This window comes from Actinotalea fermentans (assembly GCF_007991475.1).
Lineage (GTDB): Bacteria > Actinomycetota > Actinomycetes > Actinomycetales > Cellulomonadaceae > Actinotalea > Actinotalea fermentans.
In genome coordinates this window covers 744401-768439 of record NZ_BJYK01000001.1, presented here as the reverse complement: position 1 = coordinate 768439, position 24039 = coordinate 744401, and the positions used below count along the sequence as shown (strand labels likewise).

17 protein-coding genes are annotated in these 24039 nt (G+C 70.8%); 4 read left to right on the top strand and 13 right to left on the bottom strand.

The window, feature by feature from the left end; genetic code table 11:
* Positions 1-83: 83 nt before the first annotated feature.
* The 11 genes from AFE02nite_RS03570 to AFE02nite_RS03520 all read right to left on the bottom strand — a co-directional run bounded on the left by AFE02nite_RS03570 (position 84) and on the right by AFE02nite_RS03520 (position 16519).
* Positions 84-974 (bottom strand): hypothetical protein, encoded by an 891-nt coding sequence (locus tag AFE02nite_RS03570; protein ID WP_034243049.1) that lies wholly within the window; start codon positions 972-974, stop codon positions 84-86.
* A gap of 253 nt (positions 975-1227) precedes the next feature.
* On the bottom strand, positions 1228-2037 hold the full coding sequence (locus AFE02nite_RS03565; RefSeq protein WP_261765419.1) for a restriction endonuclease: 810 nt from the start codon (positions 2035-2037) through the stop codon (positions 1228-1230).
* 386 nt (positions 2038-2423) lie between these two features.
* Positions 2424-5588 carry an SNF2-related protein gene (locus tag AFE02nite_RS03560; protein WP_052113335.1) on the bottom strand — a complete coding sequence of 1055 codons (3165 nt, stop codon included), beginning with the start codon at positions 5586-5588 and terminating at the stop codon, positions 2424-2426.
* A 243-nt stretch (positions 5589-5831) separates the two neighbouring features.
* Positions 5832-6047: a helix-turn-helix domain-containing protein gene (locus AFE02nite_RS03555; protein ID WP_146819087.1), complete on the bottom strand. Its 216-nt coding sequence runs from the start codon at positions 6045-6047 to the stop codon at positions 5832-5834.
* Between the two features lie 678 nt (positions 6048-6725).
* Positions 6726-8264, bottom strand: coding sequence for a hypothetical protein (locus tag AFE02nite_RS03550; protein WP_146819086.1), 1539 nt, complete (start codon positions 8262-8264; stop codon positions 6726-6728).
* A 134-nt stretch (positions 8265-8398) separates the two neighbouring features.
* The gene (locus AFE02nite_RS03545) at positions 8399-9574 is read right to left on the bottom strand and encodes a site-specific integrase (protein ID WP_034243056.1); all 1176 of its coding nucleotides are present in this window, start codon (positions 9572-9574) and stop codon (positions 8399-8401) included.
* Between the two features lie 179 nt (positions 9575-9753).
* The gene (locus tag AFE02nite_RS03540) at positions 9754-10827 is read right to left on the bottom strand and encodes a hypothetical protein (RefSeq protein ID WP_146819085.1); all 1074 of its coding nucleotides are present in this window, start codon (positions 10825-10827) and stop codon (positions 9754-9756) included.
* Between the two features lie 70 nt (positions 10828-10897).
* Positions 10898-12271: a TrkH family potassium uptake protein gene (locus AFE02nite_RS03535; RefSeq protein ID WP_146819084.1), complete on the bottom strand. Its 1374-nt coding sequence runs from the start codon at positions 12269-12271 to the stop codon at positions 10898-10900.
* A 120-nt stretch (positions 12272-12391) separates the two neighbouring features.
* Positions 12392-13066, bottom strand: a complete 675-nt coding sequence (locus AFE02nite_RS03530; protein ID WP_034243059.1) for a response regulator — start codon at positions 13064-13066, stop codon at positions 12392-12394.
* Positions 13063-14496: a sensor histidine kinase gene (locus AFE02nite_RS03525; RefSeq protein WP_052113337.1), complete on the bottom strand. Its 1434-nt coding sequence runs from the start codon at positions 14494-14496 to the stop codon at positions 13063-13065. The genes AFE02nite_RS03530 and AFE02nite_RS03525 overlap by 4 nt, the downstream gene beginning before the upstream one ends.
* Positions 14497-14500: 4 nt before the next feature.
* Entirely contained in the window at positions 14501-16519 is a 2019-nt protein-coding gene (locus tag AFE02nite_RS03520) for an APC family permease (protein WP_034243061.1), read from the bottom strand.
* 210 nt (positions 16520-16729) lie between these two features.
* Here AFE02nite_RS03520 and AFE02nite_RS03515 point away from each other — a divergent pair, with 210 nt between their 5' ends.
* A complete protein-coding gene (locus AFE02nite_RS03515) occupies positions 16730-17560 on the top strand; it encodes a CPBP family intramembrane glutamic endopeptidase (RefSeq protein ID WP_261765415.1) in 831 nt (276 codons plus the stop codon).
* Between the two features lie 5 nt (positions 17561-17565).
* On the opposite strand, the gene AFE02nite_RS03510 is transcribed toward AFE02nite_RS03515, so the two are convergent.
* A complete protein-coding gene (locus AFE02nite_RS03510) occupies positions 17566-18858 on the bottom strand; it encodes a pentapeptide repeat-containing protein (protein WP_146819081.1) in 1293 nt (430 codons plus the stop codon).
* Between the two features lie 162 nt (positions 18859-19020).
* Between AFE02nite_RS03510 and AFE02nite_RS03505 the strand changes: the two genes are divergently transcribed.
* A complete protein-coding gene (locus AFE02nite_RS03505; protein ID WP_034243063.1) occupies positions 19021-19305 on the top strand; it encodes a sulfurtransferase TusA family protein in 285 nt (94 codons plus the stop codon).
* A gap of 6 nt (positions 19306-19311) precedes the next feature.
* On the opposite strand, the gene AFE02nite_RS03500 is transcribed toward AFE02nite_RS03505, so the two are convergent.
* Positions 19312-20130, bottom strand: coding sequence for a TrmH family RNA methyltransferase (locus AFE02nite_RS03500; RefSeq protein ID WP_034243065.1), 819 nt, complete (start codon positions 20128-20130; stop codon positions 19312-19314).
* Positions 20131-20289: 159 nt separating this feature from the next.
* On the opposite strand from AFE02nite_RS03500, the gene AFE02nite_RS03495 reads away from it, so the two are divergent.
* Complete coding sequence (locus AFE02nite_RS03495; protein WP_034243067.1) at positions 20290-22593, top strand: heavy metal translocating P-type ATPase; 2304 nt, start codon at positions 20290-20292, stop codon at positions 22591-22593.
* Between the two features lie 105 nt (positions 22594-22698).
* Positions 22699-24003, top strand: coding sequence for a Na+/H+ antiporter NhaA (nhaA, locus tag AFE02nite_RS03490; protein ID WP_034243069.1), 1305 nt, complete (start codon positions 22699-22701; stop codon positions 24001-24003).
* Positions 24004-24039 lie beyond the last annotated feature (36 nt).

Genomic DNA, 24039 nt, shown 5'->3' with positions numbered 1-24039 from the left:
TGTGCCCCGGCAGCGACCAACATGGCGTCCCCGGAGGCGGCGACTGTGCATTGGTGGTGGTGTCGCTCTGTTGTGGATGCCCGTCATGACGCCGCTCGCTCGGCGACCGCGTCGTCCCGGCGACCGGCCGTTGCGCGGGAGAGGGGAGGCGTCGGGCAGGGAAGGCACCGGACACGGGTGCTCCTCAGAGCAGCTTGCGTCCCGGGGGTTTCCACCGCGGACGCTCCCTCGAGAGTGATCCGCGCGAGGAGACCCGGCGACTCGGGCGACCCGCGGAGAATCCAGACCAGGCGTCGTGCCTGCCACGGGGCGACCCCGACCTTCTTCGCGAGAGTGCGCCAGCCGACGATGGTGCTCGTCGCGCGTGCGCGTGCTGGGGCTTCGAACCGCGCTACCTCTCGCGTGATCGAGACGGCGGTGTCCTCCGGCCAGCCGACGGATCGGAGTGCGCTCGCCGTAAGGGCGAGAACCCGAGTCAGTGGGCCGTCGTCGGCGCCCGCAGCAGCCTCGTCGTGTGCGGGCTGCCAGCCGCCAGCGAGGAGGGGCTCGAGGGCGATGGGCCTCCGCACGCGGCCGGCGCGCTCCGCGGCGTCCAGCTTCCATGCCCTTCTCGGGGGAGCGCCCCAGCGTTGGGCGAGGATCTCGCCGAGGACCGCGCGCCGAGCCGTCTGCCAGAGGACTCCCCACGGGGAGCGGGCGGCCCGCAGAGATGGCTCCTGCAGCTTCAGCCAGAGCACCTCCCACGCCGTGGCTTCCGCCTCGGATGCGGCTCCGCCGCGAAGCCCGACGTCGACCACAAGAGGACGGACGATGTGGCTCCGTACGAAGCGGAGCAGGTCCGTCGCCGCCGGTCCGTCCCAGCCCTCGACCGCGATGGCGTCCAGGTGGTCGAAGAGGTCGTCGCGGCGCTTGGTGATCTCGGTGATGTCGTCGTACGAGTAGCCCCGCGACGACCTGGGGTAGTCCTTGTCCATCTCGTCACCTCCGTTGCTAGGCGGTGACGACGTTGCTCAGGGGCTATGCACAGAGCGATGACGCAAGCGGCTGGCGGTGGAGCGTCATCGATGACGCGGAGGCTGTGGATCGTGCGTCATCGAGTCACCGGCTCCGAACGCCCACGTGACCAACGGAGCGGCACTAGGGAGCTGCGTCGGCGGGTGCCGCAAGGAGGCGCAGGTTCACCTGGCCTCAGTCACGTGGTCCGCCATGCATGCGGTGCCGTGGCAGTCAGAACGGCGGTTCGTCAGACCACGTCGCCGTGGCCGTTGGCGTTGCTGCATCCGGGAGCGGCACGTTGTTCACGATGTACTGGTCGAGGATGTCGTCCCGATCCATGAACAGGATCTGGCTGCGGCGGGCTGCGTCCAGCGCGTTGCCGAGCCAGTTCCGTGCCTGCTTCGTGATCACGCCACCCGCCACGATGAAGGCATGGTCCACCAGCACCCGGCGGCTGAACTCCGGGTCGAACACCTCGTGGGCGAGCATCATCAGGGCCTGGTTGTGGATCTCGGCGACGTTCGCACTCCCGCGCCCCGTCGTGCCGGACGCGTCGAGCTTGCCTCGCTTGGCTTGGATCCCGAAGTAGAGGACGTGTTGCGTCGGCAGCGTGTAGCGCATCCAGACGTCCTTGCCGTACTCGAGCGCCTTGTCGCGGTGGCCAGCAGCGGTGATGCGGTGGAACCCAAGCTGGCGGAACAGCGGGAGCAGTACCTCCTCGATGAGCTCGTCCTCGCTGCACCTGTCCAAGTACGCCGCCAGCTGCGCGCGCCGCTTCACCTCTGTCGGCGTCAATGGGCGATGTGGATTTGCAGCCAGCACGGCAATCTGCCCCGAACCAACGTGCCGTAGGTAGCAGTGCCGGTCTTCGCCGTAGAAGGCTTCGAAGCCTTCTCTGCTCAGGACGTCGTTCAGCAGTGCCAGAGCGTGCGGCCGATCGGGACCCTCGTTCGTCGCCTCCGAGCGCTCCATCAGCCGATCGATGACCCGGCAGAAGATCTCAGGAGGGCGCGTAGCGCTGTCATGCGGCTCCGCGAGCATTTGCTCCAGGACGTCAGCAACCCATCGATGCCGCGTCGAGCCATCGTGAGCCCACTCGGTATCGAGGTCCTGGAAGAACTCTGTGAGGTACGAGCTCGAGCGGTACGGGAAGTACTTGGGGTGCTCGGAACCTGGCTCGTCCGAACCGGGGTTCCCGCAGACGAGGTCACCAAGTTTCTCCAGGGTCCGCCGACGGAACCTCAACCCAGCCCCCTAGCGATTCGCGACACATCGACCGGACCTCATTCAACCGCTCGCGGTCGAGAGCACGCTGCAACACACCGACAGTCACCTCTGCGCCGAGGTGCCTGCCCCGTCCGCGTCGCTAGCAGCGACTCTCTTCGGCGGGCCCACCGCCTGAAGCCGACGTACGCCAGTGCGATGCGTCACTCTGCCTCGCCGGGCACTCCCAAGATGCAGGCCGAGATTCGGCGGTCGATCGGCTCAACGTACTCCAGTTGGCTCAGCGCGCCTTCTATCGCGGCGATCGGTAGTGATGTGGCGCGCAACGCGTCGTCGAGGTCGGACAACGTCACGTATCGCCGACGGCGGTGCTTCCGGCGGTAGTCGTCGCGGAGTGGTCGAACGAGGTGCAGCCATGCCTCGGCCACCTGGTACAGGTCGACGGCCTCGCCGCGATCTTCGTGCGGATCCACGACGGCGAGCTGGGCCAGTCTGTCCCAGCGGTCCGCCAGCTCGAACTCGCCGCGGTGCCGCGCGTCGTTCCGCCAGTGTCGGCAAGACATCGCCATCTGAGTCAGCGCACGCTGGGTGCGGCGGGGGAGCAGTGCCACTTCCGCGATGCGGGCACGTTCGAGGAAGCGGATCAGGAGGTGCTCGGACTCCTCGTCGAACTTCCGGTCAGGCGGATCCTCAGCGAGAAGCTCCCGGAGCCGTGTCGAGACGACGTCGACGCCCACGCTGGGATCAGGGCTGTCGGCTTCCAGCAGCATCCAGCGTGGAGCACCATGCTTCGTGCCCGCGACCGCGAGGAATGCCCATGCCGTCCTCGTGCGGACTGGACTGATTCGGGCAAGCACGCGATGGGTAGTCCCGCGATGTAGCTCGTACTCGGCCGGCGTGAGCAGCGCGTCAGGTCCATCGACGAGGCGGCGGACGGGTTCAAGGGCGTCGTGAATCCCGTCCCAGGTCGCGGTCCGCTCGTCTTGATCGGCCCGGATGAAGTCCTCCGCCCGAACGACCGCCTCGGTCGAGGCGACGAAGTCGGGGACCGGGAGGTTGGATCCAAGCAGGGCCGACGACTCGGCGTTGCGGGCGACAAGCAACTCATTGGCGTGTGTCGCGAACGCCGGCCCGTCGTCCGGCCACCACACCTCGATCCGGGCGTGGACGCTGTCCATCCGATCGACCCGCCCGACTCGTTGCTCGGCCACGCGCAACGTGGTCGGCATGTCGAGCTGGACCACGGCGCTGGCCCCTTGGAGGTTGATCCCTTCGTTCATCGCGTCGGAGCACAGGCCGATGCCGCCTGTAGTCGAGTCTCGAGCGAAGCGCTCCAACATCTCGCGCCGGCCCCTGGTGTCGCCACCGGTGGCGACCGTCACCGGCACCGCGGAGCCTTCTAGGTGCGACGCGATGACCGCGAGCGTGATCGGGTGGTGGTCGAAGGCGAGGACACGAGCGTGCTTGCGAGAGGTCAGCCGCCGGATCTTGTCCGCCTTCGCAAACTCGCGCAGGGTGCTCAGTGCACGCGCTGCCTCCAGGATCTCCCGGTACACGTGCTCTTCCTGGCGGCAGGCGTCGAGCCACGCCGCGTCGTCAGCGAGCCACACCGGGAGGTCGCACGACAGCCCGCTCGTGGGCTTGCCCCGCTTCAGGATCGCGGCGACGCGCGCAAGCTGGTCTCCCGACGGCTGAGGCTTGCTCAGCGCCGCCAAGCTGAGCTCGGCGATCGCCGCCTTGGTACCGATGAGGTGCTCGAGCAGTGCGGCCTTCGACGAACGCATGGAAGAGAGGACGTTGTGGGCCGCGAGGCCCCGAGCAGCACCGAGGCGAAGCTCGAGCCAGCGCTCGTCGGTGTAGTCGCGTCGTAGGGCCGGAGGTAACGCCAGGTTGTCGCCGAGCAGGGTGACCCCGCGCAGCCTCGTCACGAGCACCCGGATCTCCTCGGCGCACCTCTCATCCGAGGCTGACTCTCCCGTGGGGTACGTCTTCATGACGTGCTCTGGGTAGCGGCAGGGGCGCCCGGTCACCGGGTGCTTGTACAGGGCTGGCTCGCGGTCGACGAGCGCGTTGAGACGGGCCTTCGTGCGCCGGACGGTGAACCGCTGGATCTCCTCGCGGACCCGCGAGCGGTCGTCGTCGGAGAGCGGCGCCTCGTTGCCCCGCTTGGCCAGGCCATCGAGTATGCGCAGCGTCTCGTCGGAGAAGTTGTCGGCCCCGAGGAGGTCGACCAGGGCCAGCAAGTCCTGCGTCCCCCGATTGATCGGTGTCGCCGTGAACATCAGGACGTGATCGGCGCCCGACTCGCGGACCTTCGCGGTTCGGTTCGAGGCCGTGCTCAGGAAGTTGTGCGCCTCGTCGATAGCAAGGACTTGCGCGCGAGCGACCTGAGCGTCTTCGACACGAGCACCACTGGCTGCCGCGCGGCTCAGTAGCCCCTGTGACACGGTCAGAAGGCTGAGCCCGCAGAACGTCGCCTCGCGGGCCCACTGCGCCTCAACGGCCGGCGGGCAGACGAGGACTGTCAGGTCGCGCCGGACGCGCCCAGTGCTCCAGAGCCGGTCGCGGACGGCCCTGGTCAGGTGAGCTCCCATTCGGGTCTTGCCGGAGCCTGTGGCGTCGGCTACGAGGACGCTTCCGACGCTCTCGACGATCCACATCGCCTCGGCGATGCCGGCAACCTGTGATGGCCAAAGCTCGGTCGCCGGGCCGTCAGAGGGGAGGTACCGGGCTGCCCACTGACCCTCGAGCAGGTCCGCACACGCCCGTGCCAGCGCCTCGCGCCAAGGGACAAAGCGCAGGAGTCCATGGAGGAGCGCCCGAAACTCCTCGTCCCACGGCTCGCCGACTTCCCAGTAGTTGGTGGCTGCGCCGGCGACTTCGGCGAATCGATCCCCGTCCTCGCCGGGACGGAAGCGCACGTTCGCCTCGAGCTGGTGATGCATGCCGGTAAGGGTGAAGTTGCTGGACCCGACTGTCGCGGCGGAGTCGCCGAGGTAGATCTTGGCGTGCATCCGTGTGGCGCCAGGTACGAAGCGCACCTGCATCCGGCCCGCTTGACTGGCCTCGATGGTCTGGACGACCTTCGCCGACAGGGCGAGGGAGATCCCTTGTTCCTCGGTCCAGTAGTGCCGCACTTCGTCGGTGAATGTGGCTGTCGCGGAGCCGAATCGTGGCCGGTCTCGGACGAACGGCTCGCTCCCGAGCAGGATGCGCAGGGGCGGTCGCTCGGCCACCGAGTCCTCCCGCGCGGCCACCAGAGCGACGATGTTCTCCAGCGACGCGTAGCCGGCGACAACGAGCGGAGCCCGCGCAGTGAGCAGGTCCCGCCAGACGACGGAGTGGACGTCGGAGTTCGCGTGGTTCACCGGAAGGCGACCAGGCGAAGGCCAGTCCTGTCGGGCGAGACGGAAGCGCAGTCCGAGGTTCGAGGGTCCCCCCGTGAAGAGATCCGGTTGATCCGGGTCTGGTACCACGCGGCGCGTGCGTGCCACTCTTCCCCCGATCCCAGCTGGGCGGGCGGTGCGCCCGGACGCTGCAGCTCCTCGCTAGCTGCATCGTCCTCGATGAGATCGAAGTTGAGCTCGGCCGGCGCTACGGCGCTCGCTCGCTCATGCGCCCGGCCGAGGGGGCGTCGACGGCCGTGTCGCAAGGAACTCGTCGATCGCGTCGACGGGCACCTTGCAGAGACGTCCGATGTGGATCGTGCGGAGCTCGCCGGCGGCGATGAACTCGTACAGCTTGCTCCGGCCGATCCCAAGGACCGCCGCCGCTTCGGTGACGCTGAAGACTCGACGCTCGTCAGCCTGAAGCGTGATGTTGATCACCGGCTGCTCCACCTCGCGGACGTGGCGGCGACGCGGCTCTGTGCTTGTTGAGATCAGGCGAAGCGGACTCGTGCTGGCCAACAGGACCACCTCCTAGTCGAGGCCTCGACCCTCCTCATGAGCGATAGCCAGCACGATGACGCGACGCCCGCTGTCGGTGCGTCATCGACGGCGTCATCGCGACGACTGGCGTGGAAGGTGCCCACGCTCAGTAACGACGACAGGATCCATGTCGTCGTGCCCTCGTCGGCATCGCGAGCGTTCCGAGCAGGCGAGGACGACTCGTCGACCCGCCCGCCGCTGCCGACTAGCGCGTCCCCGCCGCCAGTCCGGCAGCCAGCGACCACCACCCGAACCCCGTCAGGGCCTCCTCCACCGGACGCCCCTGGTGCTGCCGGCGACGGGTGCGCCAGAACGCGATTCTCACCGCACGGGGGGGCCGACGAGGGCGTTGTCCAGCGGGCACCGGAAGCAATCGACGTCGAAGGATGCAGCGACATCGTGCTCGACGCACCACCTCGGTTCAGTAGCCCGAGGGTGCATCGGACGATGCCGATCGCGGTCTGGTGCCGCCTCATCTTGTGCTTTCGGGGGGTTCACGTTGCGCTCCGTTCTGTCGGTGGACTGAGTTCTCTTCCACCTTCGAGCGCGTGTTCATCGTCCAACATACGGTTGATGTCACACGATGTCGTCCGCCCGGGGCTCTCCATGCCAGTACGCCTGCTGCGAGGCCCACCGCATCGCTCCCTCCAGAGCGCGGGTCCGCATCTGATGGATCGTGCGGACCAGCCACCGAAGCTGGTCATCCGTGGCGGTCGACGTCAGCGTTTGGGCTATCGACTCCACCCGCCATACGCAGCCGGCGCGGAACGGCCCACCCGAGACGCCCTGCTGTCGCGCTAGCCGGGCGAACCGTGGCGGATCGTCAACGAGCGCCTCGAGCGCTTCCGGCAACCAGTCCGAGTGATGCCAGTGATCCACGGCTGCGTGAGCAGCTCGCCTGCGGTTCGCCGCGGCTTGAGCCTCGAGTCGCTCGCGGTCGGCCGGCGACATGAGTCCCCAAGGAACCGCAAGATCTGACGGCACCCAGGGCCAACCTGTGACCTCGGTAGAGATGAGCACGAGCTCTGCGAAGCTCGGAGCGGACTGTTTCGGGGCTGCCGTCAGCGCTACGTCGAACCGTGGGATCGGGTCTCCGTGGACGTTGTACGGCCAGAGCGATGACCGGGAGCCAGACTGGACCAGCACAACGCGACGCATGTCGAGGTCTTCCTGCTGACGGTCGGAGAGGCGCTGGCCGAACGCGAGGGGCAGAGCGATCCACTCCGAGGGGTGCTCGAGGGGCCACCCTGGACAGGCGACCTCGACCCGGTCCCAGTGCCGGTCGGCAGTCAGGACGGCCGACAACTCCTCGATTGCCAGTTTGCGCTCGGCCCTCCAGACGGCCGCTCCTCCTCGGCCCTCGTGGTCATAACGCGGGCGCGCGACGCAGTCATGCATCAATCTCGAGTCGGGCCACTCGGTTCGGGCGAGCTCGAATCGCACGGCCTCGAAGGGGTCGCCTTGCTGCTGAAGCATCCGCAGGTTCGCTGAGCGATCGGGCGATGCCAGGAGCTTCCGAGCGAGGTGTAGGGCCACTTCGAAGCGCCACGGCGAGTGCCACGAGACGTCCTCATCGTTGAGAACCGCGGCGAGTTCGGAGTCCGGGCGCGCAAGGAGGACGCGCTTCTCCGCTCGCGTGAGCGTTGCGGCGACAGTTAGGCGCCAGAGCCCGACCGCCACCGCGTGGGTGACCACGGATGGGAGTCCTTCAAGACCATCGTCGGTGTAGGGCCTAGCCAAGGCGATCGCTACGGCAAGGGCATCGGTCAGGGGCCGAGGGGAGTAGTCGCGCGGACCTCGCGCGACGGGCTGGCCGGGCAGGCGGAGGGCGAGCGTCGAGGCTCGTTCGGCAACCCCAGCGTCGAGACGCATCGCGACACGCACACGGTTGTCGCGTTCGGCTCTGGAGAGCGGCGGCGGTGGAAAGCGAAGCACAGTCGAGATGTGTGTGAGCCGCGTGTCCTCGCTCCGAGCGTCTTGGACGTCGATGTACTCGTTCAGCAGGGTGCGGACAGTCGCATCGCGGCTAAGGGAGCGGGCGGCGGACACCTGCTCTAGTGCCGTGACAGCGTTGGGCGAGAGCCGCACGCTCGTCTGGCTGCGCGGTCGGATCATCGGATACCACCCCCAGCGCTCCCGTCAGAGTAGAGCCGTCAGGAGTAGAAGTTGCGGGGTTGCGCCGGCAGTCTCCGGTCGCGTGGTGGCACTGGCGAGGTAACGGGCGCCGACAGCCGGTCGTTGGCGCGGCGTCAGCCCTCCGGCTTGGGACGGCCCCTAGGAACCAGCATGTCCATCGCTGCCATGTGGCCGGAGCGGACAGGCGCTATCGGGTGGCGATACACCTCAGCTGTGATCGCGACCGAGCGATGACCGAGCGTGTCGGAGATGTCCTCGATCGGCACGCCTGCCGCCGACAAGAGGCTGGCGGCCGCGTGCCGGAGCATGTGGGGGTGCAGGTGTTCGAGTCCGGCCGCGCTCGCGAGGCGTGCATAGGTTCGCCTGACGTTCGACGGGTCGAGCGGCGTGCCAACCTCCGTCGTGAAGACCAGGTCCAGCGAGTTCTGCCAACCCCGTGCCGCGGCGGCCCGGTCGGTCTTCTGCTGGGTGCGCTGAGACCTGAGCGCCGCGACGACAGGCGGAGGGATCTCCAACGTGCGTCGACTCGTCCGTGTCTTCGGGGGCACGAGGACGAGGGCACCCATCGGGGTGCGCCGGAGACTCGCAGCCACGGTGATCGTCGGGCGCTTGCCCTTGAGCTTGACGTGGTCCCACGTCAGGCCGGCGGCCTCCCCGGGACGAAGGCCGAGGAGCAGCGAAACTGTAACGAGGTTGCCCAGCCGGTCCTCGGCGGCGACCTTGAGGAGGCGACGGGCCTGCTTCACGGTCAATCCGTAGCGCTCCGCCGTCGGACCGGCCGGCGCTCGAACCTTCGCGGCGACGTTGCGGTCGACGACGTCGCGCCGCACCGCGTAATCCAACACCCGCTCCGTGAGATTCCGCGCGAGCCGCATATAGCGGGCCGATCGACCTAGTTCCTGGAACTCCAGGAGCATCTTCTCGACATCCGCGGCGCGCAGCTGCGTGACCGGGATCCCGCCGATGGCCCGTGAGATCCGACCGTGCAGCAAGGACGTGTAGTTGGAGAGCGACTCCTCGGAGACGTGCCCCGCGATGTCTCGGGAGAGCCAGAGGTCAGCCACGTCGTCGAAGGTCACGTGACGAGACCGGACGTCGATGCCCTTGTCCCGAGCCTCTCGGAGCTCGGCAAGCCGCGAACGCGCCTCGTCGCGCGTGCGCGCGACGACGAGCGGGCGGATCCGTGCACCGTTGGCGTCCGTGCCGGCATCCAGCTGGCCGACCCAACGGTGGCGGCTCTTCGAGTAGTAGACGGCGCCTTCGCCTCGCTCGCGTCTCTGTCGTGGCATCGCCCGTCGCCCCTCCAGCCGGCTCAGCAGTCCGCCTATCGGTAAGCCTAAGTAGGCCCAACGGGCGTGGGCAAAGATGGACGGCGCTGGACGGTTATGGACGCTGACCTGCGCGGACACTGTTCGACGCGGACCTGCCCCACGGGCTGGGAGAGCCTGGGGGTCAAGGGGTCGTGGGTTCAAATCCCGCCATCCCGACAGAGATGTCGCAGGTCAGAGGGCCGCACCGCTTCGGCGGGGCGGCCCTTCTGCGTGCGGGGTACCCAGGGTGCCGCCCCGCCCGCTTCCTCGTACGGGGTCAGCACAGCGACGGCCCCCGAGCTGAGGCCTGCGGCGAGGCAATCACGCACGCGCTGCATGTCGTCCGAGGTCGCCGCCGGCTTCAGGGCGAACGTGAGACGAGGGAAGGGGGACTCGACCAGCGAGATGGTCGGCTGGTCGACCGCACCGTCCTGGGCGCACGCCTGTCCGCCTTCTGCCGGCACCGGTAGCGCGACGTCGAACGCGTAGACCGATCCCTCGCTGTAGTAGTCCAGCCTGAGCGGCGCGGGTGACTCAGCAGCGGTTTCGAGACCCCTGGTGTCCCAGTAGTGCGTGGACACGAGGACCGTCACGACCTCGCTCGCGCCCGTCGCCTCCACGGCCGACGCGGTGATCGCATCGAGGTCGCCGTCGACCGAGACCTCAGAAGACCCGCGTGGGATGCGCGGCGCGCGCCAGGTGTCTGCCCTGAACGGCGTGGTCGACACCCGGAATTCGGCTCCGCCGACATGGCCCCCACCCCTCACGACCATGTCGCCACGCACGCTCGGATACGCCATCACGAGATCCACGGCGAGGGGGTAGGCGTACTCGATGTCCATGGCCGCGAGCTCGGCGTCGACCGCGCCGACCACCTCTTCGCGGGTGTGAGCGCTCGGGATGACGAACGCGACCATCCACCCCGTCACGCAGTAGTACCCCGTCGCCTGCGCGAAGAAGGTCCCGTCGGTGTGGGTCCCGCAGCCGTCAGCAGTGCCTTCGCCCAAGACGGTGACCTGGTCCGAGAAGTCGATCCGCCCAGCAGCGTCACTGACTGTCGCAACAGCAGCAGCCCGAGCCTCGGGGATCCCCGTCATGTACGGGCTGTACGACGGACCCGACGGGATACAACCTGACACCAGAACGCCCACGGCGACGACCGCCGTCAACACCCGAAGAGAGCCCTCACGCCAGAGGCCGACGGCCGAACCGGACCCACGCAGGTTCGCCACCTCGCGATCGTAAGCGCGTCGACGATCGAGGAGCGGCGATACGCAGCCGGCGTCTGGCGGGGCGTCGGCGCTACCCGATGATCGGCGCGCTCTCCGGGTACCGGAAGAACCGCTGTCGCTCGCGGAGAGCGAGCGCCGTGGCGAAGGTGATCGGCCCGAGCCGACCGAGGAACATCAGCACGACCAGGATCAGCTGGTGCACCGGACCCAGCTCCGCCGTGATACCCGTCGACAGCCCGACGGTCGCCGAAGCCGAGATCACCTCGAACAGCACGTCGCTGATGCCGAAGGGCGACGTCAGGGAGATGGCGACCGTCGGGACGATGACGACGGCCACGCCGACGAGAGCGACCGAGACCGCCTGCCGCTGCGCGCTCGCGGCGATCCGCCGGTCGAACATGCTGACGTCCGGGTCCCCGCGAACCTCCGACCAGATCACCACGAGCAGCACGGCGAATGTCGTGAGCTTGATGCCTCCAGCGGTCGACGCCGAGCCGCCGCCGATGAACATCAGGATGTCGGTGCCGAGGAGCGTCCCTTCGTGCAGCTGGCCGGTGTCGATCGAGTTGAACCCCGCGGTCCGCGGCATGACGGACTGCGTCCACCCGGCCAGGAGGCGACCACCGGGACTCAGGCCGGCCAGCGTGTTGCTCCACTCCGCTACCAGGAAGAAGAGCGTCCCGAGCAGCAGGAGCGCGCCGGTCGTCAGCACCGTGATCTTCGAGTGGAGGCTCCACCTGGACGGTCGGCGGTGCTGGCGCCAGATCTCCAGGATCACCGGGAAGCCGAGGCCACCGACGATGACGGCTGCCGTGAGGGGCACGCAGATCCAGGGATCCGAGGCGAACCCGATCAGGCTGTCGGAGAAGAGTGCGAATCCTGCGTTGTTGAAGGCCGAGACCGCGTGGAAGACCCCGAACCACAGGGCGCGCCCGATCGGCTCGCCGTAGCCCAGCGCCCAGCGCGCGGTGAGCACGAGCGCGGTGAGGCCCTCGACGACCAGCGTCGTGCGTGCGACGCCCAAGAGCACGCCCCTGACGTCGCCCAGGCCTACGGTTCTGGCCGACGTCGCGGCGGCGAGGCGCGTCTGCAGACCAAGACGGCGTGAGAGCAGCAGCCCGAGGAGCGAAGCCATCGTCATGATCCCGAAGCCGCCGACCTGGATGAGCAGGAGGATCACGACCTGACCGAACGGCGACCACGCCGTCGGCGTGTCGACGACGACGAGACCGGTCACGCACACGGCCGACGTCGCGGTGAACAGGGCCGTGAGCGGCGACGCGGCCGGTCCCGAGCTCGCCGCCGGGGAGAGGAGGAGCAGGGTCCCGACGCCGACCGCCAGGGCGAAGCCGGCCGCGACGAGCTGGAACGGGCGCCGACGCAGGTTCGAGATGCTGGACGTCTCGCGACCGCCGGTCGTCGGCCCGTCGAAGCTTCCCCGCATGGTCCTCCGCTGCTCGGGCGTGCGTCCGGGCCCAGGGCGGCCCCGGAAACCGTACGGGCGCAGGTGCGGGATCAGGTGGACCGGCGGCGTTAAGGAACCGTCAAGATTCCTGGGGGGCCATCACGGCTCGAAGCGGTAGCCGAGCCCTGGTTCCGTGATGAGGTGCGTGGGCCGCGCGGGGTCGAGCTCGAGCTTGCGCCGCAGCTGTGCGAGGTAGACCCGTAGGTAGTTCGACTGCGCGACGTACGCCGGCCCCCACACGTCCCGGAGGAGCTCGGCGTGCGTGACCAGCTTCCCGGGACTGCGGACGAGCACCTCGAGAAGGTGCCACTCGGTCGGGGTCAGGCGGACCGGGGCGCCGTCGCGCACGACCCGTCGCGCGGCGAGATCCACGGTGAAGGCGTCGGTCGTCACGACGGGCGCTGACGGTGTGGGCATCGCACGCCGCAGCGACGCTCGCATCCGCGCCAGCAGCTCGTCCATGCCGAACGGCTTGGTGACGTAGTCGTCGGCCCCGGCATCGAGCGCGTCGACCTTGGCCCACTGCGTGTCACGGGCCGAGAGCACGATGATCGGCACGTCGGTCCACCCACGGAGCCCGGCGACGACCTCGAGGCCGTCCAGGTCCGGCAGGCCGAGATCGAGGATGACGAGGTCCGGAGGGTGTGAGGCGGCGCGCCGCAGGGCGGTTCCGCCGTCGGAAGCCGTCTCGACCTCGAAGTGCCGCGCACGGAGGTTGACGACGAGCGCGCGGACGAGCGTCGGGTCGTCATCGACGACGAGCACCCGGGTCACGACGGGGCCAACGGAAGCTCGAGCGCCATGGTGAAGCCGCCCCCCGGTGTCTCCTCAGGGCGGACGTCGACGCCCATCGCGTCGCAGAACCCCTGGACGATCGCCAGTCCGAGACCCGAGCCGGAGCCGGGCGTGCGCTCGTCGAGGCGCTGGAACGGAGCGAACATCGCCGGCCAGAGGGACGGCGGGACGCCGGGGCCGTGGTCGACGACGCGCAGCTCCACGACGGGTACTGCTGACAGGCCCGCGGTGTGCAGGCGCGCGACGACGTCGACCGTGCGTCCGGGCGGTGTGTGCCGTGCTGCGTTGTCGACGAGGTTGGCGATGACGCGCTCCAGCAGACCGGCGTCGGCCAGCACGAGCGGAAGGTCGTCGGGGATCGCCATGGACACGGGGGAGCGGAGGCCGAGCAACGCCCGGGCGGCCACCTCGTCGACGCCCACCGGCGCGACCCGCGCCCCCACGGAACCCACCTCGATCCGGGTGAGGTCGAGGATGTTCGCGATGATCGCGGTGAGGCGGTCGGTCGACTCCTCGATGGCGGCGAGCAGCTCGTCCCGCTCATCGGCCGTCCACTCGACATCCTGCTGGCGCAGGCTGCTCACCGAGGCCTTGAGCCCGCTGAGCGGCGTCCGCAGATCGTGCCCGACGGCGGCCAGCAGAGCCGAGCGCACCCGGTCCGCCTCACGGAGCCGGTCCGCGTTCGCGGCCAGGTGCTGGCCCTCCCAGGCGCGCGCCGCGGCGGCCGCGAGCCGCTCGAGTGCAGCCCGGTCCTCGGCGAAGAGGGAGGGGCCGTGGGCCAGCAGGGCCAGCTCCGCGCTGGCCTCGACGCGGATGCTCGAGGGCTCGTCGGGGACGTCACCGACAGCGGCGACCACGGCCGAGGTGCCGTCAGGGCCTGTTCGCACGAGCGCGGCGGACGCCATGCCGAACGTCGCCCGGACCTGCTCGAGCACCTCCGCGAGGCTCAGCTGACCTGCCGGGCGGCCCGCGACGCTCGACAGGAGGCTGACCTCGGCCCGGCTCCGCTCGGCGCCGGCCCTGTCCCGCGCGGCGAGCTCGACGACCATGCTCACGATGAGCGACACCACGCCGAAGACGACCAGCTCGACGACGGCGTCGCGCCCCTCGACCACGAGCGTGCGGTAGGGCGGGGTGAAGTACCAGTTCGCCACCAGCACGCTCGCGAGCGCGGCCAGGACGCCCGGCCCGAGGCCTCCGACCGCCGCGATCACCACCACTGTGAGCAGGTAGGTCAGGAGCCGGCTGCCCAACGCGAGGTCGTCGGCCACCTGCAGGAGTGCCACCGTGAGGGCCGGCAGCGCGACGGCGGCGATGAGGAAGCCGGCCGCCCGACGGCGGGCGGACAGACCGCCCCCGAGCCGCGGCCGACGCCGGAGCGCGTGCGTCGACGTTCCCTGGTCCAGCACGCGCTCAGCGTGGCACGGGCAGTGGTGTCGCGGCGACGACGTCGCCCGTGGGCCCCGGCGAGGGCGCGGCATCGGGCGTGGTCACCGGTGGCGCGGACAGCTGGTCCCGGCCGTCGGCCCCGAGTCGCCAGGGCACGCTGGTCGCCATCACACCCGGCAGGAAGAGCAGCCGCGCCTTGAGCCGCAGCGCCGTCTGGTTGTGGAGCAGGTGCTCCCACCAGCGGTCGAGCACGAACTCGGGGACGTACACAGCCACCACGTCGCGCGGCCCCTGGCGCCGGAGGTCGGAGACGAAGTCGACCGCCGGCCGGATGACGTCGCGATAGGGGGACGCCACGACCGTGAGCGGCACCGGCACGCCTCGGCGTTCCCACTCGTCAGCGAGGCGCTCGGTGTCGTCGCGGTCGGTGCTCACCGTGAGTGCGACGAGCGTCGACGGCCGGGTGGCGCGCGCGTACGCGAGGGCCCGGAGGGTCGGCGCGTTGAGGCGGGACACCAGCACGACGGCGTGGACCCGGCTCGGCAACGTGACCCCGCCGATGCTCGGCGCCAGCGAGTCGTCCACCCGCGCGTAGTGCCGGTGGACGCCGAGCATCGCCACGAAGAGCAAGGGCATCGCGATGACGACGATCCAGGCGCCGTGCGCGAACTTCGAGACGAGGACCACGACGAGGACGACCGACGTCAGGCAGGCGCCGACGGTGTTGATGATCCGGGCCCGGTGGATGCGGTGGCGTGCCGAGGGCTCAGCCCGCCGGAGCTCTGCGGTCCAGTGCTTGACCATCCCGGCCTGGCTCAGCGTGAACGAGACGAACACACCGACGATGTACAGCTGGATCAGCCGGGTCGGGTTCGCCTGGAACGCCACCAGGAGCAGGCCTGCGGCAAGGGCGAGGACGAGGATCCCGTTGCTGAAGACGAGACGGTCCCCGCGGCGCGCGAGCTGCCGGGGAAGGAACTCGTCGTGCCCGAGGATCGAGGCGAGGATCGGGAACCCGTTGAACGCGGTGTTGGCCGCGAGCACGAGCACGGCGGTGGTGAACGTCTGGACGAGGTAGAAGCCGATGCTGCCGGCACCGAAGACCGCGCCGGCGATCTGGGCGATGACCGTCCGCTGGTGGTAGCCGTCCGGGGCACCGACCAGGTGCTCGAGGTCCCCGGCCACGTGGACGCCTGAGGCGAGCGCGAGCACCGTGAGACCGGCGAACATCGTGACGGTCAGCAGGCCCATGACGGCCAGCGTCGTCGCGGCGTTCCGGCTCTTCGGCGAGCGGAAGCTCGGGACACCGTTGCTGACTGCCTCCACCCCGGTGAGCGCCGTGCAGCCCGAGGCGAACGCTCGCAGGATCACGGCGACGAGGGCCAGTCCGCCGAGTGCCTGCCCTGCCGCCGGCTCCACCGCGAGGGCTGCGGACTCGGCCGTAGGCGTGTCACCCACGAGAACGCGCGCGAGGCCCACCGCGATCATGAGGAAGACGACGAGCACGAACCCGTACGTCGGCACGGCGAACGCCCGGCCGGACTCCCGCACGCCGCGCAGGTTCGCCAGGGTCAGGAGGGTCACCATGCCGAGCGACAGTGGCACCGCGGCAGGTGCGAGCGACGGCAGTGCCGAGACGAGGTTCGAGACGCCGGCGGCCACGGAGACCGCGACGGTGAGGACGTAGTCGACGAGCAGCGCCGATGCGGCGACGAGTGCGGCGTTCTGCCCGAGGTTCGCACGGCTCACGGCGTACGCCCCGCCGCCCCCGGGGTACGCGTGGCACGTCTGCCGGTACGAGGCCACGACGACGACCAGCAGCACGATCACCGCGCCCGCGATCCAGGGCGTGAGGTGCAGGAGCGCGAGGCCTCCGACGGACAGGACGAGAAGGATCTCCTCGGTGGCATACGCGTTCGACGAGAGAGGGTCCGAGCAGAACACGGGGAGCCCCAGGCGCTTCGGCAGCAGTGTCTCGCCCATCCGCGACGAGCTCAGCGGCCGCCCGACGAGCAGCCGCTTGGGAAGGTTCGATGTGGACACGAGACGAGCGCACACCGTGCGGATGGCTCGGGCCTCGGGTCTTGACGCGATCCTGACGCGCCGTGCCGCCCTCTTGACGCGGTTCCCCCGGCCGCGCTCGCAGGATCCTCCCGCATCGCACACACGATTCACCCACCCGTCCCGGCTGGTCGCCCGAACCGGATGTCACACTCGAAGAGTCCCCTCCGCCCAGAGTCAGGCCGCATCCGCGTGACCCTTGCCGACGTGCGGGCCTCCGCGCTCGTGCTCCCCACCGCTGCCTCCACTGCCACCGCGGCGTCGGAGGACCTCTCTGACGTCGCTCCTGGTGCGCGGTCGAGCGCCCGGGACAACCGCGTGCCGGAGTGGGTGGCGACCGGCGTCGTGATCGCCACCCTGGTGGCCGTGAACGTGGTGCAGCACCTGGTCTGGCAGGCCTGGTGGCTGGGGCCTGTGGTCGCCGGTGCCCTCCTCGCCTTCGCGCGGTGGAACGGGCTGACCTGGCACGAGCTGGGCCTGCACCGGCGTCGGCACCGGTCCGGGATGCGGTGGGGTCTCGGCGTGATCGGGGTGGTGGCGGTCGTCTACCTGATCGGCGTGCTGCTGCCGGTGAGCCGGACCGCGTTCCTCGACGCCCGCTATCACCTCGGCGTCGGGAGCGCGCTCTTCGCCGCGTTCGTGACCATCCCGGTGACGACCATCCTGGTCGAGGAGGTCGCGTTCCGCTCCGTGCTCTGGGCGGTCCTCTCCCGGCACGCCACCACGTGGCGGGTGCTCCTGGCGTCGTCCGCCCTGTTCGGGCTCTGGCACATCCTTCCGTCACGGAACATCACGACCGCCAACCACGGGATCGGCGACGTCGTGAGCGGCCTCGGCCTGGCCGGCGCAGGAGCGACCGTGCTGGTCATCGGGGCGATCGTGCTGTTCACCGCGATCGGCGGGGCGGTGGCCGGCGAGCTGCGCCGCCGCAGCGGCAGCGTCCTGGCCAGCGCCGGCATGCACTGGGCCACCAACAGCCTCGGCGTGCTGTTCGGGATCCTCGCCTGGCGGATCGTGGCCTGAGCCGCTCACTGCTGGAACCACTCACCGCACGTGGCGGGGTCTTCGGTGAGGACCATCCCGTACTCGGCCCACGGAGTCCCCGGGGCGAGCTCCGCGGCGGTCCTGTCGTACGTCGCGCCCTCGAGATTCGCCGTGGCGAGGCCGATCGTCCCGGAGAGGTTCGCTCCCTCGAAGTGTGCGCCGTGGAGGTCGGCGCCTGTGACGTCCGCGCCGCTGAGCTCAGCCTGGCGGAAGTCGGAGCCGGCGAGGTGGGCGTGACGCAGGCTCGCACCGACGAAGGTCGCTGCGCAGAAGGACGTGAAGGTGCCGGATCCGCCACGGGCGTCGGCGAAGGAGAGGTCGGAGCGGTCGAACTTGGCTGAGTCGAAGGTGCCCTGGGCGATCTCCGCGCCCCTCAGGTCGACGTCCATGAGCCGGGCGCGCTGGGTGATCCGGTACGAGGTGATCGCCGAGATCGCGCCCAGGGCGTGCTGCACGTCGGCACGGTCGTGTCGAAGCGACGGTGTGGAGGTCGAGGGCGTCCACGTCCCGTCGAGCGGCGCCTGGCTCGCGATGTGATCGGTGAGCATGACGATCGCTGCGCGGCTCGTCAGCGGGTAGTTGCTGAGGTCTTCGCCGTTCAGCTGGGCTCTCGCTCCCTGCTCTCCCATGCGCTGGACAGCGACGACGCCTGCCGAGCGTTCGTTCACCGTGGCGCCCGCCAGGAGGGTGACCGCCGTGTTGTACGCCTGTGCGTTGAGCTGCTGCCCGGCGATCCAGAGCTGCCGTTCCGTCGCGCGTTGCTGCTGCTCGGTCGCGCGTTGCTGCTGTTCGGTCGCCCTCTGCTGCTCCAGTGAGTCGGCACGGGTACCCGCGAGCTGGTTCCAGGCCAGGACTGCGGCGAGGAGCGCCGTGGCGATCGTCGTCCCACTCACCAGGCTGGTGCGGGCGTCGTTCTGGAGCTTCGCGCGCTCGAGCGCGGTCGCTCCTGCCACACGTGGCACGAGCGCCTTCGGCCACACCACGAGCGCACCCAGGACGAGCCCGATGAGCCCGAGGACCATCAGCGACCACGATGCCCACGCGGGCCACTGGAAGGCCCCGACGAGCGAGAGCACGGCGGGCACGACGAGGATCACGACAAGGACGACCAGGGCGCCGGCTACCAGCCGGGGTGGCGCGGCGGCTCTCGGCGTGGGGTGCGGGGGAGAGAGCTCAGGGAGGCCCGTCGGGCCGTGACGTGCGGCCGCTCGCGGGATGTGGACCCTCGGGTTCGACGGGCGGTCCAGGTGGTTGAGCCGGTGCGCAGTCGTGCTCATGCGGGCCCCCTAGGAGGCACTCGACCCGGCAGCTGTCGGACGCTTCGAGGCCTCTCCCACTCACCGGCCTAGTCATGTGGCCGAGCGCCCGCAAGGGACCAACGGCCCAGGACCGTGGCGCGGCCTGCCAGCCGGCGCACCGGCGCCGATATCCTCGCGGGGATGAGCAGCCGGCAGCCCGGGGTCCACCACCTCGACGGGGGAGACCTCGGGTGCGCGCGCCTGCTCGTCATGCTGCGGGACCTGGTCGCGACGCTTCCCGACGGCGACGTCGTGCACCTGTCGACGACGGACCCGGTCGCCCCGATCGACCTACCCGTGTGGTGCCGCATGACGGGCCACGCCTACCTCGGTCCGGTGCCCGGTCGTCCCGCGCCGACGTACGCCGTCCGCGTCACCTCGGCGCCCGTCCCGACGGACCCGGAGCACCCCTGGAAGGTCGCCTGACGGCGGCTACCGTTGCGATGTCCGGCCGCGCTGACGCGCCGCCTCGTACAGCCCGATGCCGGCGGCGACGGCGGCGTTGAGCGAGCTGGCGACGCCGCCGATCGGGATGCGCGCCACGACGTCGCACGCCTCGCGCCAGCCCGCGCTCATCCCTCGGGTCTCGTTCCCGATCACGAGCAGGGTCGGGCCCGTCAGGTCGACGTCGGCGAGGTCCACGTCGCCGTCCTCGTCGGTGCCGACGACCGCGACGGACGGGCCCGCCGTGCTGACGGCTCGGACCCAGGCCGTCACCTCGTGGTGTGACGGGGCCCGGACCACGGGCAGGGCGAACAGCGAGCCCGTCGACGCGCGGACCGACGCCGGGTCGTACGGGTCGGCCCCGTGCCCGGTGACGAGCAGACCCGACCCACCGAACGCGTCCAGCGACCGCATGATCGTGCCGATGTTCCCGGGCGTGGACGGCCGGTCGAAGGCGACCCCCAAGAACGACGGCGCGACGTCGACGCGGGCCAGGTCGTCGTCGGGGAGTGCCGCGACCGCGACGAGCTCGGGCGGGCCCTGCTCCTTCTCGCCCAGCGTCCGCATGAGGTCCGGTGCGACAGCCACGCGCTGGCCGCCGGCTCGCTCGAGCATGTCGGCCGCCCACCGGGAGAGCGATCGTTCGGCGTCGTAGAGAACGGCCCGGATCGGCCAGCCGACCTCCACGGCAACGGTGATCGGCCGGACGCCCTGCACCAGGAACTCACCCGTGCGCCGGCGCTTGGCCGGGTTCCGCAGCAGCGCCTCCCACTGCTGGAACTGGGCGTTGCTGCGGGAGATGCGCACGTCGCTGCTCCTGCCCGTGTCCGCCGCCTGAACCAGCAGCCCAGTGTGCGGCATCGCACAGCAGGGCGCCCGACGAACAGTGCCAGGAGACGTCGGGTGCGCGGGTGACATCGGCCCGACCAGCCGCCCGGCGTGCGTGTCGTGGCTAGCCTCGGAGGCATGGGCACCCTGCGCCGCCATCAGGACCTGCTCGTCCTCGCCCTCGCCGTCGTCCTCCTCGGCGCCGGCGGTCTCGCGTGGGCACGTGGGGCCTCGTCGGTCGCGGACGGGTCGTGGTCGGCGGGTGCCGTCCTCGGACTGGTGTTCGCGCTGGCCGCGATGGGAGCCGCACTGCGCGAGCGGAGGCCCACCGTCGACGTGATCGCGGTGCTCGCCCTCGCCGGGGCGCTGTGGGTGGGGGAGCCGCTCGCAGGCGCGATCATCACGGCGATGCTCGCCACGGGACAGGTGCTCGAGGAGCGCGCCGCGGCGCGCGCCCGGCGCGAGCTGAGCCTGCTCACCGCGCGGGCTCCGCGGCGTGCCCGCCGGATCACCGCCGACGGCGTGCTCGAGGTTCCCGTCGAGGAGATCGGCCTCAACGAGCACCTGCTCGTGGCCACCGGGGAGGTCGTCCCGGTCGACGGTCGCCTGACCGGTCCCGCGACGTTCGACGAGTCGGCGCTCACCGGCGAACCGGCCCCCGTGGAGCGGCCCGGCGGTGACGACGTGCGCTCCGGCGTCGTGAACGTCGGCCCGCCCGTGGAGCTGGTGACGACGACGACGGCCGAGACGTCGACCTACGCCGCGCTCGTCCGCCTCGTCGCAGAGGCGCAGGCGACCTCCGCGCCCTTCGTGCGGGTCGCCGACCGCTGGGCCGTGGCCTTCGTGCCGCTCACCCTCGTGCTCGCCGGTGTCGCCTGGTGGCTCGCGGGCGATCCCGTGCGTGCGGTCGCGGTCCTGGTCGTCGCGACGCCGTGCCCGCTGCTCCTGGCCGCGCCGATCGCCATCGTCTCGGGCCTCTCGCGGTCGGCGCGGCTCGGCGTCGTGGTCAAGGGTGGCGCGGCGCTCGAGCGGCTGGCCGCCGGTCAGGTCGTGGTGTTCGACAAGACCGGCACGCTCACGCGCGGCCGGCCGGCCGTGACCGACGTCCTCGGTCGGGATGGCGCGGACACCGACGAGGCGCTGCGCCTGGCCGCGAGCGTGGACCAGGTGTCCGCGCACGTCCTCGCCGGGCCCATCGTGGAGGCGGCGCTGTCGCGCGGCCTGCGCCTCGACCTGCCCTCCGACGTCGAGGAGTCACCGGGCAGGGGTGTGCGGGGGAGCGCGGGCGGCGCGACCGTGCGCGTGGGGCGGCCCGAGTGGATCACGGGGTCCCGCGCCGACCGGTGGGCGCGGCAGGTCCGGCGACGCGCGGACCTCGACGGGTCGATGAGCGTGCTGGTCGAGGTCGACGGCGTGATCGTCGCCGCGATCCTGCTCCACGACCCGATCCGTCCGGACGCTCCACGCATGGTTCGTGCGCTGCGCTCCGCGGGCATCCGGCGCGTGGTCCTGGCGACGGGCGACCGCGCGGACGTCGCCGACACGGTGGGCAGGATCGTCGGCGTCGACACCGTGCTCGCCGACTGCGACCCGTCGGACAAGCTCGCCGCCCTGGGGCGGGAGTCCCGGCACGGGCCGACGATCATGGTCGGGGACGGTATCAACGACGCGCCCGCCCTGGCGGCGGCGGACGTCGGGGTGGCGCTGGCGGCCCGCGGCGCGACGGCGTCGTCGGAGGCCGCGGACGTCGTGCTGACCGTGGACCGTGTCGACGCGCTGGCGGACGCGATCCTCGTGGCGCGCCGGTCACGGGGCATCGCGCTCCAGTCGGTGACCGTGGGCATGGGCCTGTCGATGCTGGCCATGGCGGCTGCGGCTGCGGGCTGGCTGACGCCGGCCGTGGGCGCCGCGCTCCAGGAGGTGATCGACCTGCTCGCGATCGCCATCGCGCTGCGCGCGGTGCTCCCGACGCGACTGCACACGATCGACCTGCCGGAGGAGGACCGCCGTACGCTCGCCCTGCTGCGGACCGAGCACGACGGGCTGGCCCCGCTCGTCGAGCGGGTCGCCGCCGTCGCCGACCAGCTGTCCACGCAGGACCCGAGCCTCGCCGCGGCGCGCGAGCTCCTCGACGCGCTCGAGCGTGACCTGCTTCCCCACGAGCGCGCCGACGAGGAGCTGCTCGTCCCGCTCGTCGCCCGTGCGCTCCACAGCCACGAGGCCGTCGCCGCACTGAGCCGGACGCACGCCGAGATCGAGCACCAGGTGCACCGCCTGCGGCGCCTGCTCGACTCCGTCTCGGCCGACCCTGGCGAGCCGATCACCGCCGACGACGTCGTCGACGTGCGGCGCCTGCTCTACGGCCTGTACGCGGTCCTGAAGTTCCACAACGCCCAGGAGGACGAGGGCGCGTTCAGCCTGGCGCCCGTGCACGCGGCCTGAGGCTGCCGGGACTCGTCAGGAGACCCCCGGCGGGCCCCGATACACTCACCTCGGAGCGCCGGGAAGCCTGGTCGGCATCACGTTGCCGACCCCGAAGGGTGCCCCGTGGCCGACGCCACCCAGAACCTGATTCCCCGCCGCTCCTGGGCGGAGACCCGCCGCATCTCCGAGATCCTGCGCAAGGAGACAGTCGGCGGTGCGCTTCTGCTCGTCGCCACGGTCCTGGCGCTGGCCTGGGCCAACTCGCCGTGGGCCGAGGGCTACGCCGACCTGCGCGACCTGAAGGTCGGTCCTGCATCGATCCACCTGGACCTGTCGCTCGGCACCTGGGCCGCCGACGGCCTGCTGGCGGTCTTCTTCTTCGTCGTGGGGCTGGAACTCAAGCGGGAGTTCGTGGCGGGCGACCTGCGCGACCCTCGCCGCGCCGCCTTGCCCATCCTGGCGGCGGTCGGTGGCATGGTGGTGCCCGCCCTCGTGTACCTGGTCGTGGCGTCGCGCGCCGGGTCGGACGCGCTCACCGGGTGGGCGATCCCCACCGCCACGGACATCGCCTTCGCCCTCGCCGTGCTGGCCGTGCTCGGCACCCACCTTCCCGCAGCCCTGCGGACGTTCCTGCTGACCCTCGCGGTCGTGGACGACCTGCTTGCGGTCACGGTCATCGCGCTCTTCTACACCGACGACGTCCGCGTCCTCCCGCTGGTGGGCTCGCTCGCCGTCGTCGGCCTCTTCGCCGTCGCCGTCCAGCGCCGCGTCCGTGCCTGGTGGGTGCTGCTCCCGCTCGCCGTCGTCGCCTGGGCGCTCATGCACGAGTCCGGGGTGCACGCGACGGTGGCCGGCGTTCTGCTCGGCTTCACCGTGCCGGTCCTGCGCAGCGCACGCGGGGGTGGTCCCGAGGCGGGCCCAGGGCTCGCGGAGCACTTCGAGCACCGGTTCCGTCCGCTCTCGGCCGGCGTCGCGGTCCCGGTGTTCGCGTTCTTCGCGGCAGGGGTGACGGTGGGCGGGCTCGACGGGCTGCGGTCGTCGCTGGGCGACCCTGTGGCGCTCGGGATCGTCGCCGGTCTCGTCCTCGGGAAGGTCGTCGGCATCTTCGGGACCACCTGGCTCGTCGCGCGGCTGACCCGGGCGAGGCTCGACGCCAGCCTGGCGTGGCTGGACGTCCTGGCGGTCGCCGCCCTCGGCGGGATCGGGTTCACCGTCTCGCTGCTCATCGGCGAGCTGGCCTTCGCGTCCGACGTCCGTGCCGAGCACGTGAAGGTCGGCGTGCTCACGGGCTCGCTGCTCGCAGCCACGGTCGCCGGCGCCCTGCTGAGGTCGAGGAACCGCGCCTACGTGCGGCTCGAGGTGGCGGAGTCGGTCGACTCCGACGCCGACGGCGTGCCCGACGCGTTCGAGCCGGGGCAGGCCGGGTGACCAGTCGGGCCGCGGATCGCGCACTGCCTGCCTGAC

Bases quoted from the DNA above. Each gene is read 5' to 3' on its own strand.
- AFE02nite_RS03570 (WP_034243049.1), bottom strand. From the start codon at position 974: ATGGACAAGGACTACCCCAGGTCGTCGCGGGGCTACTCGTACGACGAC.
- AFE02nite_RS03510 (WP_146819081.1), bottom strand. From the start codon at position 18,858: ATGAGCACGACTGCGCACCGGCTCAACCACCTGGACCGCCCGTCGAAC.
- AFE02nite_RS03535 (WP_146819084.1), bottom strand. From the start codon at position 12,271: ATGCGGGGAAGCTTCGACGGGCCGACGACCGGCGGTCGCGAGACGTCC.
- AFE02nite_RS03545 (WP_034243056.1), bottom strand. From the start codon at position 9,574: ATGCCACGACAGAGACGCGAGCGAGGCGAAGGCGCCGTCTACTACTCG.
- AFE02nite_RS03505 (WP_034243063.1), top strand. From the start codon at position 19,021: ATGAGCAGCCGGCAGCCCGGGGTCCACCACCTCGACGGGGGAGACCTC.
- AFE02nite_RS03565 (WP_261765419.1), bottom strand. From the start codon at position 2,037: ATGCTCGCGGAGCCGCATGACAGCGCTACGCGCCCTCCTGAGATCTTC.
- AFE02nite_RS03495 (WP_034243067.1), top strand. From the start codon at position 20,290: ATGGGCACCCTGCGCCGCCATCAGGACCTGCTCGTCCTCGCCCTCGCC.
- AFE02nite_RS03550 (WP_146819086.1), bottom strand. From the start codon at position 8,264: ATGATCCGACCGCGCAGCCAGACGAGCGTGCGGCTCTCGCCCAACGCT.